Source organism: Acidovorax sp. NPDC077693 (genome assembly GCF_044542805.1).
Lineage (GTDB): Bacteria > Pseudomonadota > Gammaproteobacteria > Burkholderiales > Burkholderiaceae_C > Acidovorax.
The window spans coordinates 89280-106126 of the sequence record NZ_JBITVD010000009.1 but is presented as its reverse complement, the minus strand read 5'-3'; the positions used below and the strand labels follow the sequence as shown (position 1 = coordinate 106126).

14 protein-coding genes are annotated in these 16847 nt (G+C 68.7%); 4 read left to right on the top strand and 10 right to left on the bottom strand.

Annotated elements, in window-relative coordinates; genetic code table 11:
- Positions 1 to 182: 182 nt before the first annotated feature.
- From ACIGHN_RS14210 to ubiA, 6 genes are all read right to left on the bottom strand, one after another.
- A complete protein-coding gene (locus ACIGHN_RS14210; RefSeq protein ID WP_396504925.1) occupies positions 183 to 1142 on the bottom strand; it encodes a hypothetical protein in 960 nt (319 codons plus the stop codon).
- A gap of 254 nt (positions 1143 to 1396) precedes the next feature.
- Positions 1397 to 2149: a VWA domain-containing protein gene (locus ACIGHN_RS14205; RefSeq protein ID WP_396504924.1), complete on the bottom strand. Its 753-nt coding sequence runs from the start codon at positions 2147 to 2149 to the stop codon at positions 1397 to 1399.
- Between the two features lie 17 nt (positions 2150 to 2166).
- Positions 2167 to 3219, bottom strand: coding sequence for a hypothetical protein (locus ACIGHN_RS14200; protein WP_396504923.1), 1053 nt, complete (start codon positions 3217 to 3219; stop codon positions 2167 to 2169).
- A gap of 53 nt (positions 3220 to 3272) precedes the next feature.
- The gene (locus tag ACIGHN_RS14195) at positions 3273 to 3884 is read right to left on the bottom strand and encodes a TerD family protein (protein ID WP_056420365.1); all 612 of its coding nucleotides are present in this window, start codon (positions 3882 to 3884) and stop codon (positions 3273 to 3275) included.
- A gap of 47 nt (positions 3885 to 3931) precedes the next feature.
- The gene (locus ACIGHN_RS14190) at positions 3932 to 5164 is read right to left on the bottom strand and encodes a hypothetical protein (RefSeq protein WP_396504922.1); all 1233 of its coding nucleotides are present in this window, start codon (positions 5162 to 5164) and stop codon (positions 3932 to 3934) included.
- A gap of 52 nt (positions 5165 to 5216) precedes the next feature.
- The gene (ubiA, locus tag ACIGHN_RS14185; RefSeq protein WP_396504921.1) at positions 5217 to 6092 is read right to left on the bottom strand and encodes a 4-hydroxybenzoate octaprenyltransferase; all 876 of its coding nucleotides are present in this window, start codon (positions 6090 to 6092) and stop codon (positions 5217 to 5219) included.
- Between the two features lie 261 nt (positions 6093 to 6353).
- Between ubiA and ACIGHN_RS14180 the strand changes: the two genes are divergently transcribed.
- The 4 genes from ACIGHN_RS14180 to ACIGHN_RS14165 are packed head-to-tail and all read left to right on the top strand — an operon-like array spanning position 6354 to position 12530.
- Positions 6354 to 9842 (top strand): response regulator, encoded by a 3489-nt coding sequence (locus ACIGHN_RS14180; protein ID WP_396504920.1) that lies wholly within the window; start codon positions 6354 to 6356, stop codon positions 9840 to 9842.
- A 29-nt stretch (positions 9843 to 9871) separates the two neighbouring features.
- Positions 9872 to 10711, top strand: a complete 840-nt coding sequence (locus tag ACIGHN_RS14175) for a protein-glutamate O-methyltransferase CheR (RefSeq protein WP_056172525.1) — start codon at positions 9872 to 9874, stop codon at positions 10709 to 10711.
- Positions 10708 to 11322, top strand: a complete 615-nt coding sequence (locus ACIGHN_RS14170) for a chemotaxis protein CheB (RefSeq protein WP_396504919.1) — start codon at positions 10708 to 10710, stop codon at positions 11320 to 11322. Before ACIGHN_RS14175 ends, ACIGHN_RS14170 begins: the two co-directional genes overlap by 4 nt.
- A gap of 23 nt (positions 11323 to 11345) precedes the next feature.
- On the top strand, positions 11346 to 12530 hold the full coding sequence (locus tag ACIGHN_RS14165; protein ID WP_396504918.1) for an ATP-binding protein: 1185 nt from the start codon (positions 11346 to 11348) through the stop codon (positions 12528 to 12530).
- 179 nt (positions 12531 to 12709) lie between these two features.
- On the opposite strand, the gene ACIGHN_RS14160 is transcribed toward ACIGHN_RS14165, so the two are convergent.
- The 4 genes from ACIGHN_RS14160 to ACIGHN_RS14145 form a co-directional block, all read right to left on the bottom strand.
- On the bottom strand, positions 12710 to 13078 hold the full coding sequence (locus ACIGHN_RS14160; RefSeq protein ID WP_056420388.1) for a response regulator: 369 nt from the start codon (positions 13076 to 13078) through the stop codon (positions 12710 to 12712).
- 200 nt (positions 13079 to 13278) lie between these two features.
- The gene (locus ACIGHN_RS14155) at positions 13279 to 13794 is read right to left on the bottom strand and encodes a Dps family protein (RefSeq protein WP_396504915.1); all 516 of its coding nucleotides are present in this window, start codon (positions 13792 to 13794) and stop codon (positions 13279 to 13281) included.
- Between the two features lie 122 nt (positions 13795 to 13916).
- The gene (locus ACIGHN_RS14150; protein WP_396504913.1) at positions 13917 to 15656 is read right to left on the bottom strand and encodes a dipeptidase; all 1740 of its coding nucleotides are present in this window, start codon (positions 15654 to 15656) and stop codon (positions 13917 to 13919) included.
- A gap of 188 nt (positions 15657 to 15844) precedes the next feature.
- Complete coding sequence (locus ACIGHN_RS14145; RefSeq protein ID WP_396504911.1) at positions 15845 to 16810, bottom strand: LysR substrate-binding domain-containing protein; 966 nt, start codon at positions 16808 to 16810, stop codon at positions 15845 to 15847.
- Positions 16811 to 16847: the final 37 nt, after the last annotated feature.

Here is a 16847-nt window from a genome sequence, read left to right as displayed (position 1 = left end):
GGCGCTGCCGCCTGGCTCCCAGGCCGGGACTGATACCTTCAGCTTTCATCCATACGAGACCGTTCACGCTGAGCCTGCCGAAGCGCTGCGCAAGGCTTCGACAAGCCTGTCCTGAGCACGTCGAAGGGCTCAGCCCGAACGGTGTCGGGTATGGATGACTAAAAACGAACCCGCGTGAAGCCTCAGTAGCCGGCCTGGGCCTGCGGGCACTTGGCCTTGCTCGCAGGCTTGATCTCCACCGCCTGCAGATTGGCGTCCAGCATCCAGGCGCCGGCCCGCTTGCGCGTCACCTGCTGGCCCTTGCCCACGCTGCTGACGTTGATGGCCACCGCCTTGTCGGTCTTGCCGTAGCGGCACTCCACCTCGAACTCCAGCCCTTCCTTGGCCGTGACGGGCGGCAGCGGAACCTGCACCAGCTGGAGCGGCGGCTTGGCCATGTCTGCGGCGGACAGGCGGTCGTACGCGGTGCCGACATCGATCACAAAACCGGCGGCGGTGAAATGCTCGAGCCCCGGGCCGGCCGCAGCGCCGGGCGCGGGCTGGGCCCAGAACCGGGCGCTTTTGCCACTGGCCACGGTGTCGGACGACAGCTGGGTCCACTGCTGGCTCAGCGCCTTGCGCGACGGCAGGCCCGCGCTGGGTGCAACCGGTGCGCCGGCGGCACCCGGGGTTGCGGGCGCCGCAGCAGGGGCGGCAGCCATGGCAGGCGCCGCGGCAGGCGGTGCGCTGCGGGCCGGGCCTGCCTTGGCGGCAGGTGCCGCGGCTTCCTCGCCCTGGTAAGCGTATTTGCCATCGAACGGCACATCGCCCCAGGCGCTGGCGCAGGCCTCCACGCGCATCTGCATGCCGCCGGCGGCACGTTTCAAGGTCATGGTGCAGCGGCCTTCGCTGAAGGTCCAGCCGCCCGGCGCATCGGCCAGCCTGCCTTCGCCCGAGCCACTGCGCAGGTTGCCGGGTTTGCCTCTCTCGGCCACCTCCAGCGTGAATTTGCCGTTGGGCTTGACGGTGAGCAGGCGTTCGAAGCTGCCGTCGCTCGCCTCGTACACCCCGGCCTTGGGGTAAGGGCTGTAGTCCGCCGCGAGCACCGGCGCGACAAGGCACGACAGGGCCGCACCGGCCGACAGGAAACGCAGAGCGCGCAAAGTGTGTGTTTTATTCTTCATGCAAGCCTGGAGTCTTTGGAGTGACACGCCACAGGCACAGGCCCGCAGCGCAGAGATTCACCACCCCTCGGCCGCCAGGCATTTCAGGGCCTGGTTCCTCGCCTTCGGGTGGCGGTGCCTGAACCGGCCCGGGCCAGATTCTCAGGAGCGCCCAGGCCATGGGCCAGCCCTGTCACAACTCTTACAACCCCGTCGGCCGGGATGCAACACTTTCACCCCTTGCCATCAGCCGCTCAGGCGCGGCCGGCCTTCAGCCAGGCCACCAGTTCGTCGCTGATGAGCGCCTGGTTGATGGCGTCGTCCGGCTGCTTCACCCAGCTGCGCACCTGATTGACGGCGGTGAAGCCCACGTTGCCGAACTGCTCGCCCAGGCGCTCGATGTACGGAAACTTCGCCGACTGGTTGCTCACCCCCAGGAAGTGGAAGTACACGCCATCACCCCGGGCTTGCGAGGCCTTGAGCAGCGCGGTGGTCTTGGCTTCGTCGGAGCTTTCGCCGTCGGTCACGAAAAAGATCAGCGTCTGGCGCGGCGCGACGGCGGGCGCCGCGGCAGCGCTGGCGCCCAGCAGCCTGGCGAAGAAGCCTTGGGGCCGGGCCGCAGCGGGCGCCCAGCCAAAGTCGGCCAGCACGCGCTCCAGCACGTACGAATAGTCGGTGCCGCCCTGGTAGCCCGGGCAGCCGATGATTTCGCGCTGCACGTAGCCCGCGTAGTTGCGGGCGCTCACGTCGACCGCGTGGTGCACGTTGCGGGGGCCGTTGGAGAAGGTGTAGACCTCCATCTTCTGGTCGGGGTCGAACAGCGCAGCCCAGGGGATCAGCCGCGTGAGCAGGTCGTTGGTGACGCCCTGGCGGTGTTCATCGTCGAAGGACCCGGACACGTCCATCACGAAGGCGACGTCCACCTTGGGTGGGTCGCTCACGCCCGCTTTGGCCAGGTTCAGCACGAGGGCTTGCTGCGATTTGTTCAGGTCCAGGGTCAACGCCATGTGTGGGGTCCGTGAAGTCAGGAGATGTGAAGCAGGCCCAGAAGGCCTTGCAGTTGTTGGGCGAGCGCGTAGCGCTCGGTGTCGTTCAATGGGCGCGACTGGGTGGCCAGCGTCACCTTTTCCATCCAGGCGGGCAAGGCCATCAGTACGGTGTCCTGAATGCGGTGGATCAATGCGTCCAGGTGGTGCTGGCTGCCCTGGCGCAGCACCATGCCGCCGTGGATGTGCAGCACCGTCTGCGCCAGCGCGCTGGCGCGTTGCACCAGAGCGTAGGCGCGCGGGTCGGCGTCGGTGCCCGGCCCGGCGCTCACCGCATCGGCCAGGTAGTGCGCCGCCAGGCTCAGCGCATCGAGCCGCAGCGCCAAGGGGGCGAGCTCGCCCGAGATGGCTTGCAGCTCGGCCTGCAGCGTGCGCAAGGCCGGCAGGGCCTGCGACAGGTGCTGCCGCAACTGCGCCAGCTCGGCCTGGCTGGCTTGCAGCACCTGGCCGGGTCCGGCATCGCTCTTCCAAAAGCGCAACGAGGATTTGGCGGGGGCCTGCCATTTTTCGGCCACCACCCCCAGCAGGGCGTGCAGCCGGGCCATGTGGCGCAGGCTGGCCTGCAGCGTGTCGGAATGGATGATCTGCAAGGACGCATCGACCAGCGCGCCATAGTGGCGCTGTGCCTCGTCGCCCCAGCGGGCGGCCTGCGCTGCGCTCAAGGTATCGATGACCGTGTCCTGCAGCAGGCGCTCGGCCTGCTGCAGCACTTCGGGCCGCGCGCCGGGAAACCGCTCGGACAACTGGCGCAGGCTGACATCTACCCCCCGCCGGATGGTGCCGGGCACCACCGAAGGCGGCGCCCTGCGGCCCACGGCGGCACTGCCTGGCGGGGACACGACGGTGGTGGGCGCTGCGGAGAGCCCCCCCGGTGCAGGCATTGCCGGCGCTGCAGCGGGTGCGCCGGGTGCGCCGGACGCGATCACCGTGGCGCGCAGCACGCGGCCGCCGCCCGCATCCTGCGGCCCCTGGGCAGACGGGGCGCCGGGTGGCGGGGTGGCGGGCGTGTGGGTGATGACCTTGGGCTTCATCCAGTGCAGGCAACGCGGCGGTGGCGGGCCTGGCGAGGGCCGCTCACGGCATGTCAGGAAAAGTGCGACAGGATGAAGTTGAAATCGCCGTTGAAGCCGCTGCCCGCGGCCAGGTAGTGCCAACCGCTGCCTTCCAGCAGCAGGCTGCCCATCTGCACGGCATTGAAGGGGCCGAACTCATTGGACAGCAGGTACTCGCCCAGCACCAGCCCCTGGTCGTTCTTGATGCGGATGCCGGCATTCTTCACCGACGAGAAATTGGCCGCCCCGGCAGCGTGGATGGTCACGAAGATCGGGATCTCGTTCACGCCGGCCGGGATCTTGCTGCCGTCGATGGACAGGGTTTCGTCCACGTCCAGGTTCACGCCCGTGCGCGCGTCGCCCGAATGGGTGATGCCGCCTTCCGGGGTGGAGAACGAGCCGTCGGCGTGCGTGGTCAGCACGCCTTGGGGGTTGGTCTTCTTGGCGTTGTAGGTGCTCAGCACCTGGTCGAAGCTGGTCACCTTGGCACCGCCGCCGCCATTGGTGGCCAGCAGCGCGTGGGTGTCCAGGTCGTGCGCGGAATCCCAGTACAGCTCCACGGTGAAGCGCGCGGGCTTGGCGAGGTTCAGCGACAGTTTGGGGGCGGCGTCGCCGGGTTTGGAGAGTTTGAGTTCGAGGGCCATGTCGGGTTTTTGGACGTTGGATCTGTTGAAGGGTCAGCTGCGCCGGGTCAATACTTCAGGGGCTGGTCGGGGCGCAGCTGCTGGCCCACGGCCAGCATGTCCCGGCGGGCCTGGGCGAACATCTCGCGGGCCTGCGCGAATTTCTGCTGGTTGTCGGCGCGGGCCTGCTCCACCACGCCCACCAGTTGGGCGGTATCGGCGACGATCGCCTGCAGCTGCTGCGCCTGGGCCAGGCGGTTGTCGCCCGGGGCGTTGGCGGCCTTGGTCACCACGTCCTTCATCAGCACCGAGCGCACACCCGCCAGGTTCTGGTCCAGCGCCGCGCCGTGGTCGGCCAGCTGCTGTACCGACTGGGTGACGAGCGCGCCGTGCAAGGTCAGCAGCGTCATCTTGATGCTGGCGAAGCGGCTCGATGCGGTGGTGGTGGTCTCTTGCAGCGTGGCGATGGCGGCGTTCTGCAGCTGGCGGATCACGAGCTGGTCGGCCGGCAGGCGGCTCAGCGTGCCCTCCAGCGCCAGCGCGCGCGACTCCAGCGCCTGCAGCTTGTCCTTGAGCTCGCTCAGGCGCACGGATGCTTGCGCATCGCCCGGCTGCACGGCCTGCTCCGCCTGCGCCACCAGCTCGCGCGAGCGCACCAGGAACACGGACAGGAAGGCCACCACCACGGCGAAGTCGCTGTAGCGGCCCCGGTAGGCGTCCTTGAGCTGCTCCAGCGCGCGGATCTCGCCGTCGAGCTTTTGCTGCTCCTGGCGCAGTTCGACATCCATCTTCTGCACCACGTCGACCAGCGTCTTCGTCTTGCCCTGGGCCAGGCGGCGGGTTTCCTCCCACACGGCGGCCAGCGCCTTGGCCGCCGCGGCCTTGCTGAACAGGCCGCCGATGCGCGAGAGCAGGCTGGGCTCGGGGTGGGTGATCTTGCGGGCCAGGGCCGGCAGGTCTTCCTTGTCGACCGCCTCCTTGAGGCTGGCGATGAGCTTGAAGATCTTCGGGTCGCTGCCCTGGTCGATGCGCGCCAGAAAGCCGTCGAGCGTGCGGTGCAGGGCCGTCTCAATGTCCGCCCCCAGCGTGACGACCTCGCGGGTGGGCATGGCCAGAAAGTCCACCTGCGACAGGCTTTGCTGCACCTGTTGCTGCTGCTCGGCATTCAGGGCGACGGGAAAGTGGGCGGGGAGCACCAGCGCTCCGGTGGCATCTGGCCCGGTCGCGGGCCAGGCCGCGGCAGCCTGCGGTACCACCGCGTTGCCGCCAATCACAGTCGCAGTCAAGGGAGAGGTGGCCATGCGTATCTCGTGTTGGATCTGGGGACAGGGGGATGGATCGGCGGACGCCAGTTTACTGGCGCACCAGGTAGCTGCCCGCGATGCCTGCAAACACCGTGGCGCCCAGCCAGTGGTTCACCCGGAAGGCCTTGAAGCAGCCCTCGCGGGTGCGGTGGCGGATCAGGCTCCAGTGCCAGGCCACCTGGGCAAGCGCGGCGGCGATTGCTATATAAAAAATAGCGCCTAGCGCATACGGGGCCAGCGCCAGGAACCAAATAGCCAGGAAAGCCAGGTAGAAGGCCACGATCGCCGGCACATCCCGTCGGCCCAGGGTGATGGCCGATGTCTTGATGCCGATCTTGAGGTCGTCGTCGCGATCGACCATGGCGTACTCGGTGTCGTAGGCCAGCACCCAGCACAGGTTGCCCAGCCACATCCACCATGCCACGGCGGGCACGGTGCCCTGCACGGCGGCGAAAGCGATCACGATGCCGAAGTTGAAGGCGATGCCCAGCACCGCCTGCGGCATGGAGATGATGCGCTTGGTGAACGGGTAGGCGATGGCCACCATCAGCGCGGGCACCGACCAGGCAATGGCCGCCGCGTTGGTGGTGAGCACCAGGCCGAACGCCAGCAGCGCCAGCACGGCGCCCAGCCCCAGCGCTTCCTTCACCGACACGGCACCGGTGGTCACGGGGCGCTGCGCGGTGCGCTTGACGTGCTTGTCGAAGTCGCGGTCGGCCACATCGTTCACGCAGCAGCCGGCGCTGCGCATGAGGATGGTGCCCAGCACGAACACCGCCAGCAGGTGCCAGCCCGGAAAGCCGTCGGCCGCGATCCACAACGCGGACAGCGTGGGCCACAGGCACACCAGCCAGCCGGCGGGGCGGTCCCAGCGGATGAGGTCGAGGTACAGGGCGAAGCGGCTGCGGGGGGCGACGGTGGACATGCGGCAGGCAGATGCGAAAGAATGGGCTGGAACGCGGCACCAGGCGGCACAGCGGCGGCACAAGGGCGCACAACGGGGGCAGGATCAGCCTGCCGGGGGCGCGGGCTGTGCGAATGTAGCAGCCGGCTGGCCGGCCGCACCCGGGTCCGGGCCTGAGCGGTGAGCGCCGATTGGCCGCACCCCGGCAGGGCTCTCCCTGTAACAAGCGTTGCAAACCCGGTAAAGTCCCCGGGTCACACCACCCCTAAGGACCTGCACCGCATGCCCAGATCCTCCAGTACACAGGCCACCACACGCTTTGCCATCCCCCGCACGCTGATGGCGGGCTTCGTCGTGGCCGCACTGGCCACCCTGGTCATTGCCCTGGTCAACTTCCGCGCGTCCGAAATGCGCGGCGACGCCGTGGCGGCCATGGACCGCACCACGCTGGCGATGCGCCAGCTCAATTTGTTCAACTCCGCGCTCAAGGACGCCGAAACCGGCCAGCGCGGCTTCCTGCTGACAGGCGAGGTGGGCTACCTGCAGCCCTACCAACTGGCATTGACGTCACTGGACCGGCAGATGACGGCTCTCAAGGCCAGCACCAACGACGACCCGATCCACCGCCGCATGGTGACGCAGATCGACGACCTCACGCGGCAGAAGCTGCGCGAGCTGAACGAAACCGTCGAACTGTACAAAGGCGGCAACCGGGACGCCGCCATGGCCCTGGTGCGCACCGACGCGGGCAAGAACCTGATGGACCGGGTGCGCGACCTCTCGTCCGACCTGTTCACCCTGCAGAGCCAGCAACTGGAATCCCGCCGCCAGGCCTGGGTGGATGCCGCGACGATGTCGGCCTACTACTCGTGGGGCGGCTCGATCGTGCTGCTGGCGCTGATCTGCGCCTCGGCCGCCATGACCTCGCGGGAATACCGCTCCAAGTCGCGGCAGTCGTGGGTGTCCGCCGGCCTGACCGGCCTGGGCCAGCGCCTGCAGGGCGACCACCGGCTGGAAGACATCGGCAAGCTGGCCCTGGAGTACCTGGCCGGCTACCTCAAGGCCAATGTGGGCGCAGGCTACGTGGCCGAGTCCGGCGGCGGGTTCTCGCTGTTCGGCGGCTATGCGCTGCCGCGCGAGCGGCTCACCCAGACGCTGCTGGCCAACGAAGGCCTGGTGGGCGAGGCAGCGCGCACCCGCACACTGCTGCACGTGCGCGACGTGCCTTCCACCCACTTGCTGGTGTCGTCCAGCACGGGCCAGTCGAGCCCGGCCGAGCTGCTGGTGGCCCCCGCGGTGGAAAACGGCAAGGTGTATGCCGTGATCGAGCTGGGCTTCTACCGCGCGCTGGACGATGCCGAGCGCAGCCTGATGGAGCGCGCCTCCGAGATGCTGGCCATCGCCATCCGCTCCGGCGCGGACCGCACCCGGCTGGAAGCGCTGCTGGAGGAAACACAGCGCCAGTCCGAGGAACTGCAGACGCAGCAGGAAGAGCTGCGCGTGAACAACGAAGAGCTGGAGCAGCAAAGCCGCATCCTGCAGGAGTCGCAGGCGCAGATGGAGGTGCAGCAGACCGAGCTGGAGCAGACCAACGCCCACCTGGAAGAGCAGACCCAGCAGCTGGAATACCAGCGCGAACAGATGCTGCGCGCCCAGAGCGCCCTGACCGACAAGGCGCGCGAGCTGGAAACGGCCAGCCAGTACAAGAGCGAGTTCCTGGCCAACATGAGCCACGAGCTGCGCACCCCGCTGAACTCCACGCTCATCCTCGCCAAGCTCTTAGCCGACAACAAGCCCGGCAACCTCTCCGGCGACCAGGTGAAGTACGCCCAGACCATCTACTCCGCGGGCAACGACCTGCTGGCGCTGATCAACGACATCCTCGACCTGGCCAAGATCGAGGCCGGCCAGGCCACCGTGTCGGTCGAGACCGTGCAGGTGGGCAAGGCGGTGCAGGCGCTGGTGGAGCCGCTGCGCCTGCTGGCCCAGGAAAAGGGCCTGGCACTGTCGGCCACCGTGGCCGCGGACGTGCCGACGATGGAAACCGACCCGCTGCGCCTGGGCCAGGTGCTCAAGAACCTGTTGTCCAACGCGCTCAAGTTCACCGAAAAAGGCTCCATCACCCTGCAGGTGTCGCGCGGCACGGGGGACACGGTGGTGTTTGCGGTGCGGGACACGGGCATCGGCATCCCCGCGCACCAGCAGGAGCTGATTTTCGAAGCCTTCCGCCAGGCCGACGGCAGCACCCACCGCAAGTACGGCGGCACGGGGCTGGGCCTGTCGATCTCGCGCGACCTGGCGCAGCTGCTGGGCGGCGCGATCTCGGTCGAGAGCACGCCTGGCGAAGGCAGCGTGTTCACATTGACGCTGCCGGCGCGGCTGGCAGCGCTGCAGGCAGATGCGGCAGCGGTTGCGGGCACTCCGTACACCGCACAACCCGCCCATGCCGCACACACCGCCCCCATGGCGACGCCCGCGGCCCTGGCACCGGCCGCGCCCCAACTGGCGGGCGTGGCCCAGGCGCTGGGCGCCATCGCAGCGCCTCAGGCGGCCGCCACCGGCGCCGCAACGCCCGTGCGCGCGAGTGCCCGCAGCATCCTCGTCGTGGAAGACGACGAGCGCTTCGCCAACATCCTGTGCGACCTGGCCCGTGAAATGGACTTCGAGAGCCACATGGCCTTCAACGCGGCGGACGGCCTGGCCATGGCCGCGCAGCTGCTGCCCAGCGCCATCGTGCTGGACGTGAACCTGCCCGACTTCTCCGGCCTGGGCGTGCTCGACCAGCTCAAGCGCAACCCGGTCACGCGGCACATCCCCGTGCACGTGGTGTCGGTGGCGGACTATTCGCAGGAGGCCATGGGCCGCGGCGCCGTGGGCTACGCGCTCAAGCCCGTCAAGCGCGACGAGCTCGTGCAGGCCCTGCAGCGCCTGGAGGCCAAGTTCACCCAGAACCTGCGCCGCGTGCTGGTGGTGGAAGACGACGAGCGCCAGCGCGAGAGCGTGCGCCACCTCTTGAGCCGCGACGACGTGGAGATCGTCTGCGCCGGCACCGCCGGGGTGGCGCTGGACCACCTGCGCGGCTCCACCTTCGACTGCATGGTGATGGACCTGAACCTGCCCGACCTCACCGGCTTCGAGCTGCTGCAGCAGATGACCGAGCAGGACGGCGTGTCGTTCCCGCCCGTCATCGTCTACACCGGCCGCGCACTGTCGCGCGACGAGGAGCAGCAGCTGCGGCGCTTCTCCAAATCCATCATCGTCAAGGACGCCCGCTCGCCCGAGCGGCTGCTCGACGAGGTCACGCTGTTCCTGCACCAGGTCGAGTCCGAGCTGTCGGCGGAGCACCGCCAGATGCTGCAGTCCGCGCGCAGCCGCGAAACGGCGCTGGAAGGCCGCAACGTGCTGGTGGTGGAAGACGATGTGCGCAACGTGTTCGCGCTCTCGAGCATCCTGGAGCCCACGGGCATCAAGCTGCAGATCGCCCGCAACGGCATCGAGGCGCTGCAGGCGCTCGAGCGCGCCGACGCCAGCGGCCCTGCGGTGGACCTGGTGCTGATGGACATCATGATGCCGGAGATGGACGGCTACACCGCCATGCGCGAGATCCGCAACCGCCCCGCGTGGCGCCGCCTGCCCATCATCGCGCTGACCGCCAAGGCCATGAAGGACGACCAGGAGAAGTGCCTGGCCGCCGGTGCCAACGACTACATCGCCAAGCCGCTGGATGTGGAAAAGCTCCTGTCGCTCGTGCGCGTCTGGATGCCGAAGTAAACCCTGCAGCGAGCCCCGACGCCCGGCCCATGTCCCTCCTGAAGAAAGCGAAGACCGCAGACATCGAGCAGCACCTGCTGATCGATGCGATCTACCACCGCTACCACTACGACTTCCGGGGCTACTCGCCCGCATCGCTCAAGCGCCGGCTGAACACGGCGCTGATCGAGTTCCAGTGCAAGACCCTGTCGCAGCTGCAGGATCGCGTGCTGCACGAGCCCCACGTGTTCCCGGCGCTGCTGGAATACCTCACCGTGCAGGTGAGCGACATGTTCCGCGACCCCACGTACTTCCGCTCGCTGCGCGAGGAAGTGGTGCCGCTGCTGCGCACCTACCCCTCGCTCAAGGTCTGGGTGGCCGGCTGCAGCGCGGGCGAAGAGGTGTACTCGCTGGCCATCCTGCTGCAGGAAGAAGGCCTGCTGGACCGCACCCTGATCTACGCGACCGACATCAACCCCCACGCGCTGCGCCTAGCCGAGTCCGGCGTGTTCGACCTGGCGCGTGTGGCGGCATTCACCGAGAACCACGCCCGCTCCGGCGCGCGCAGCTCGCTGTCGGACTACTACACCGCGCGCTACGGCCGCGTGGTGTTCGACAAGTCGCTGCGCGAACACGTGGTGTTCTCGGACCACAGCCTGGCCACCGACAGCGTGTTCGCCGAGGTGCACCTGGTGTCCTGCCGCAACGTGCTGATCTACTTCGAGCGCGACCTGCAAAACCGCGCGCTCGGGCTCTTTCGCGAGGCGCTGTGCCACCGGGGCTTTCTGGGCCTGGGCTCCAAGGAGTCGCTGCGCTTTTCGGCCGAGGCCCCGGCGTTCGACGACTTCGTGCTCGAAGACCGCATCTACCGCAAGAAGGCCGGCCTGTGAGCGCCGCGACCACCGCTGCGGCGGCCGCCCCCCGCCCCGCCTACGACGCCATCGTGGTGGGCGGCTCCTCGGGTGGCGTCGAAGCCCTCGTGGCCCTGCTGCCGGCCCTGCCGGCCACGCTGCAGGCCCCCCTGGTGGTGGTGCTGCACCTGCCGCGCGACCGGCGCAGCCTGCTGGCGGACATCTTCCGCCAGCGCTGCGCCCTGCCATTGCAGGAGGCCGGGGACAAGGACGAGCTGCAGCCCGGCAACGTGTACTTCGCGCCGCCGGACTACCATCTGCTGCTGGACGAGGGGCCACGCCTGTCGCTGTCGGTGGATGCACCGGTGCACTTCTCGCGGCCCTCCATCGATGTGCTGTTCGAGTCCGCCGCCGACCTGTACGGCCAGCGCCTGGTGGGCATCCTGCTGTCGGGCGCCAACGAAGACGGCGCACGGGGCCTGGCGGCCATCCGCTCGGCCGGCGGCCTGGCCATCGTGCAGGACCCGGCCAGCGCCCCCATGCCGGCGATGCCCCTGGCCGCGCTGGCCAGCACGCCCGTAGACCACACCCTGCCCCCCGCGGGCATCGCAGCATTGCTTGCGCAACTGCACCAACAAAGCCTGCTGTGACGATGATGTACCCGGACCGCCCGATGACCCCCCTGACATCGCCCCCCCCGCCTGCGCCCACCGAGCGCATCAAGTGCCTGCTGGTCGATGACGTGCAGGAGAACCTGATCGCGCTCGAAGCCCTGCTGCAGCAGCGTGAAGGCATCGAGATCCTGAAGGCCCAGTCGGGCCCCGAGGCGCTGGAGCTGCTGCTCAGCCACAGCGACGTGGCCCTGGCGCTGCTGGACGTGCAGATGCCCGAGATGAACGGGTTCGAACTGGCCGAGCTGATGCGCGGCAGCGAACGCACGCGGCACATCCCGCTGATCTTCATGACCGCCGGTTCGCGCGAGCAGAACTGGCAGTTCCGGGGCTACGAAACCGGGGCGGTGGACTTTCTGTACAAGCCCATCGACCCGCACATGCTCGCCACCAAGGCCCAGGTGTTCTTCGACCTGCACCGGCGCAAGCAGGCGCTGGCCCACGAGTTGCACGAACGCACCCAGGCGCTGCGCATCAACGAGATGTTCATGGCCGTGCTAAGCCACGACCTGCGCACCCCGCTGATGTCGATCACGGCGGCGGCCACCCTGCTCAAGCGCCAACCCGAGCCGGACAAGATCGAAGCCATGGCGGACCGCGTGCTCAGCAGCAGCCAGCGCATGGCCGGCATGATCGAGGACCTGCTGGACGTCACCCGCATCCGCCAGGCCGGCGGGCTGGGCCTTCAGCCCGGCCCGACCGACATGCAGGTGCTGGTGCAGCGCGTCCTGGGTGAAATCCAGACCGGCCACCCGGACCGCACCATCGCGTCCACGCTGCAGGGGGACCTGTCAGGCACATGGGACGGCGAGCGGCTGTGCCAGGTGGTGACCAACCTGGTCGGCAATGCCGTGCACCACGGGACGGAAGGCGAGCCGGTGCAGGTGCTGCTGGACGGGCGCCTGGCCGACACGCTGGTGCTGGAGGTGGCCAACGGCGGCACCATCGCGCCCGACCTGCTGCCCCATCTGTTCGACCCGTTCCGCGGGCGGGAGCGCGCGCCCGGGCGCCATCAGGGGCTGGGCCTGGGCCTGTTCATCGCCCACCAGATCGTGCGGGCGCACGGCGGGCACATCCATGCGTCCTCGCAGGACGGCACCACGCGCTTTCGGGTGGAGCTGCCGCGGGTGGCGCCCTGCCCAGCCGCCGACCGGCGGGCGGACAGGCCGGGAGACAGGCTGGCGTAGCGCGGGCGCAGGCCCAAAGCCAACCCGGCGGGGGCTCGACAGGGACGGGAAGGGGTGGGGGGTCGGGGTGGCCTGTACTGCTGCGGTACAGGCCGGCTCAGGGCGAAGGCTCGGGGACAGGGCTCAGAGCGAAGGCGCGGCGTCCGGGCAGCGGGCGGCGGGCGGCGCCGAAGTGCCTGTCAGGCCGCGGTGCGGTGGACTGCAGCGCGGATGGAGTCCAGCAGGCTCTCCAGGTCTTCCAGCTCGAAGGGCTTGAGCAGCGTGCGCACGTTCGGGCCCCAGGCGGAGGCATAGTCGCCCAGCTCGTAGCCGGTGCACAGCACCACCCAGCGCTGCGGGTCCACGGCCAGCACCTTGCGGGCCAGGTCCGTGCCCGACATGCCGGGCAGGCTGACGTCGGAGACGAGCAGGTCGAAGGGGTCCTCGGCATCAAGGGCCAGCGCCTCTTCGGCCGTGGCGCACGAGGTCACCGTCTGGCCGTCGCCTTCCATCAGCATGCCGATGGTTTCGCGCAGCTCGGGGTTGTCTTCAACGTACAGGATTCGCATAGATCACCGGGTTGGTCCAGCCGCCACACCGCCGCGATGGGCAGCATGATCAAAACTCGCATCATCCGTACAACTGCTCACACGTTCTGTAGGACAAAACGCACTTTGCAGACGTCCCCCGGCACGCGGGATGGCCGCTCCGGTGCACCGGAGCGGCGGCCCTGGGCTGCCACCGAAGCGGTGGCTTACTTACCCGGCTCTCATTCTTCCAGCAGCGAGCGCAGCATCCACGCGGTCTGCTCGTGCACCGTGAGGCGCTGGGTCAGCAGGTCGGCGGTGGGCTCGTCGCTGGCCTTGTCGGCCAGCGGGAACAGGCTGCGCGCGGTGCGGGCCACGGCCTCATGGCCTTCGACCAGGATGCGCACCATCTCCAGCGCCTTGGGCGGCTGGCTGGGCGCGTCGGGCACGGTGGCCAGCTTGCCGAATTCGGCGTACGAGCCGGGGGCCACGTGGCCCAGCGAGCGAATGCGCTCGGCGACCGGGTCGACCGCGTTCCACAGCTCGGTGTACTGCGCCATGAACATGGTGTGCAGCGTGTTGAACATCGGGCCCGTCACGTTCCAGTGGAAGTTGTGCGTGGTCAGGTACAGCGTGTAGGTGTCCGCCAGCAGGCGCGAGAGGCCTTGCGCGATGGCGGCGCGGTCCTTGTCGCTGATGCCGATGTTGATGCGGGGGGCGGTGGTGGCAGGTGTGGTGGTCTTGGGGGCCTTGGCCATGGGAAGCTCCTTCGTTGGGATGGCGGTCAATCGATGGAATCCGCCGTGCGCCGTGGTCCGGAAGGCTCCGGAGCCGCAGCGCACGGCGGCTGGTGGTCACTGTAGCGCAGGCGCCAACGCCATCACTGCATCTGGCTCAAATTCCCGATGCGCACGAGCATCTCGGTGAACATCTGCATGTCCGCGTCCAGGTCCACCACTTCCTTGAACTCCTTGGCGTTGTGCGCCGTGTATTTCTTGCCGGGCATGGCGGGGCCGAAGTTGATGGCGTTGGGCATGAGCTTGGCCGTGGTGCTGCCGGCCGTGGGCACGGGCTTGGCTTCGAGGCCCGTGGTGTCGCCGAAGGTGTTGAGCAACGTGGAGAGCCAGGCGCCCTTGGGGTCGCGGGCCATCCAGTTGCCCTGTTGGTGGTCCACCTCCACCGCCACGCCGGCCTGGGTGCCCCAGGCCTTGATCCTGGCCGAGGTGGCCTGCGAGAGCGCCTCGGGCGTGCTGCCGCGGGGCATGCGCACGTTCACGAGCACATCGACCTGGCCATCCTTCTCGCGCACGAGGTTGGGCGACATGGTCAGCGGGCCCATGAAGTCGTCGGCATACGCCAGGCCCAGCGTGCGGCCCAGGTAGTCGGTGCCATACAGGTCGGTAAGGTAGCGCACGGCCTGCGCGTAACCGTTGGGGGCCAGCGCGACGCCGGACTCCTTGAGGAACAGCGCCAGGCGCGGCAGCGGGTTCACGCCTTCTTCAGGGCGCGAGCCGTGGGCCGATGCGCCGGTCACCTTCACCTGCACGGCGGCGCCGTCCTGCGTGACGTCGATGCTGAAGGGGCCACCCTGCGGCTTGTACTTCTCGACGAACGCAGCCTTGGCAGCGTTCAGGCGCGCCGCCACATCGGCGGTGTTGCCGCCTTGCAGCCTGGCCGTGGCGGTCTGCGGCACGGCATTGGTCGATGCGGCCCCTGCCATGGCGGTGATGGCGGTGGCACCGGCACCGGCCGCCGGCCCCAGCGCGAACGAGGCGCGCAGCGCGCCGGAGCCCTTTTCGGCCACCACGGCGGGGTACTTGCTGTCCAGCACGATGTTGTACTCGGGCAGCGCGGTCTTGGCGCGGTAGTACTTCATCGCGTCGCCACCGGTCTCTTCGGTCGTCTCGATCATGAGGCGGATGGTGCGCGACAGCGGCAGGCCGCTTTCCTTCACGGCCTTCATGGCGTACAGCACGGCAGCGATGGAGCCCTTGTCGTCGATGGAGCCGCGGCCGTACAGGTTGCCGCCCACGCGGGTGAGCTTGAAGGGGTCCAGGCGCGTGCCGTCGTCCAGCACCCATTCGTCGGCCACCACGGGCACCACGTCGGCGTGGGTGAGGATGCCGAACTCCTCACTGCTGCTGCCGGGCAGCTTCACTTCGAAGATGCGGTTGTCCACGTTGCGGTACACCAGGCCGAAGTCGCGGGCCATGCCCTCGACCAGCGCGCCGAAGGCGATGATGTTCTTGTCCTCGTGCGGCGGCACCTTGTCGGCGCGCACCGTGGGGATGGCCACCATCTTCGCCGTGGCGTCGATCACCGCGGCCTGGTTGTGCAGGCGGTTGTACAGGCCCAGCAGCCGGCTGATGTTGACCAGGTCATCGCCCGCCAGCGGCTGCTTGGCCGCATAGGCCGCCACGCTGGCGCGCAGCAGCGGGTTCTCGCGCGCGGCCTGGGCCAGGAACTCGGTGAAGCTGCCTTGCGCTGCAGCGGGCAGCACGGCCACCAGGCGGTCCATGTCGGCCTTCTTCACGGTGCCTGCACCTGCGGTGTCGGTGGGCATGCTGGTGCACGCGGCCAGGCCCACGGCCAGGCTGGCGGCCATCAGAATCTTCTTCATTGCTTGTTTTCCTTGGGTTGTGGAGTGCGCACGGCGCCTGCGGGCCGCCTGTCGCTCGGCCTGCAGTCCGGGCAGCGCGTTGTCGCCGCCCGTGGCGGGCCCCTGAAAGACTGCACGCCATGCGGGGCGAAAGTGTAGCCCTTGCCGCCCTGCTCAGGCGGCGATCGAAACAGCCGTCGAAGCGATGTTCAGGACAGCCGCTTGACGCCCGGCAACTCGCACGCGTACACCGCGTTGCGCAGCGCGGCAATCGCCTCGTAGCGGGTGAAGCTGCGCCGCCAGGCCAGCACCACGCGGCGCATGGGCGGCGGACTGCCGTCCTCTTCGCGGATGGGCAGGTAGCGCACGTAGGTTTCGTCGCTCTTGCGGCGGCGCGACACCGTGAGCAGCGCATCGCGCGGCACCGACAGGCGCGGCACCAGCGTCACGCCCATGCCTGCCGCCACCATGTGCTTGATGGTCTCGAGCGACGAGCCCTCGAACGACTTGCGGATGCCCTCGGCGTTGCTGGAAAAGCGCGCGAACTCGGGGCAGACCTCGAGCACATGGTCGCGAAAGCAGTGGCCCGAGCCCAGCAGCAGCATGGTCTCGCTCTTGAGCTCGGCGGCGGTGACGGACTTCTTGGCCGCCAGCGGATGCGAACTGGGCACGGCCGCCATGAAGGGCTCGTCGTACAGCGGCGCCATGGCCAGCCCGGTGTCGGGGAACGGCTCGGCCAGGATGGCGCAGTCGATCTCGCCGGTGCGCAGCATCTCCAGCAGCTTGACGGTGAAGTTCTCCTGCAGCATCAGCGGCATCTGGGGCGAGCGGCCGATGGCCTGGCGCACCAGGTCGGGCAGCAGGTAGGGCCCGATGGTGTAGATCACGCCCAGGGTCAGCGGGCCCGCCAGCGGGTCCTTGCCGCGCTTGGCGATCTCCTTGATGGCCGCGGCCTGCTCCAGCACGCTCTGCGCCTGCCGAACGATCTCCTCGCCCAGCGGCGTGACCGACACCTCGCCCGCGCTGCGCTCGAAGAGCTTCACATCGAGCTCTTCCTCCAGCTTCTTGATCGCCACCGACAGCGTGGGCTGCGAGACATAGCAGGCATCGGCCGCATGGCCAAAGTGCTTCTCGCGCGCCACGGCGACGATGTATTTGAGTTCGGTCAGGGTCATGGTCTGTTCCTGGGCTGGGGGTGAATGGCAGTCCCCT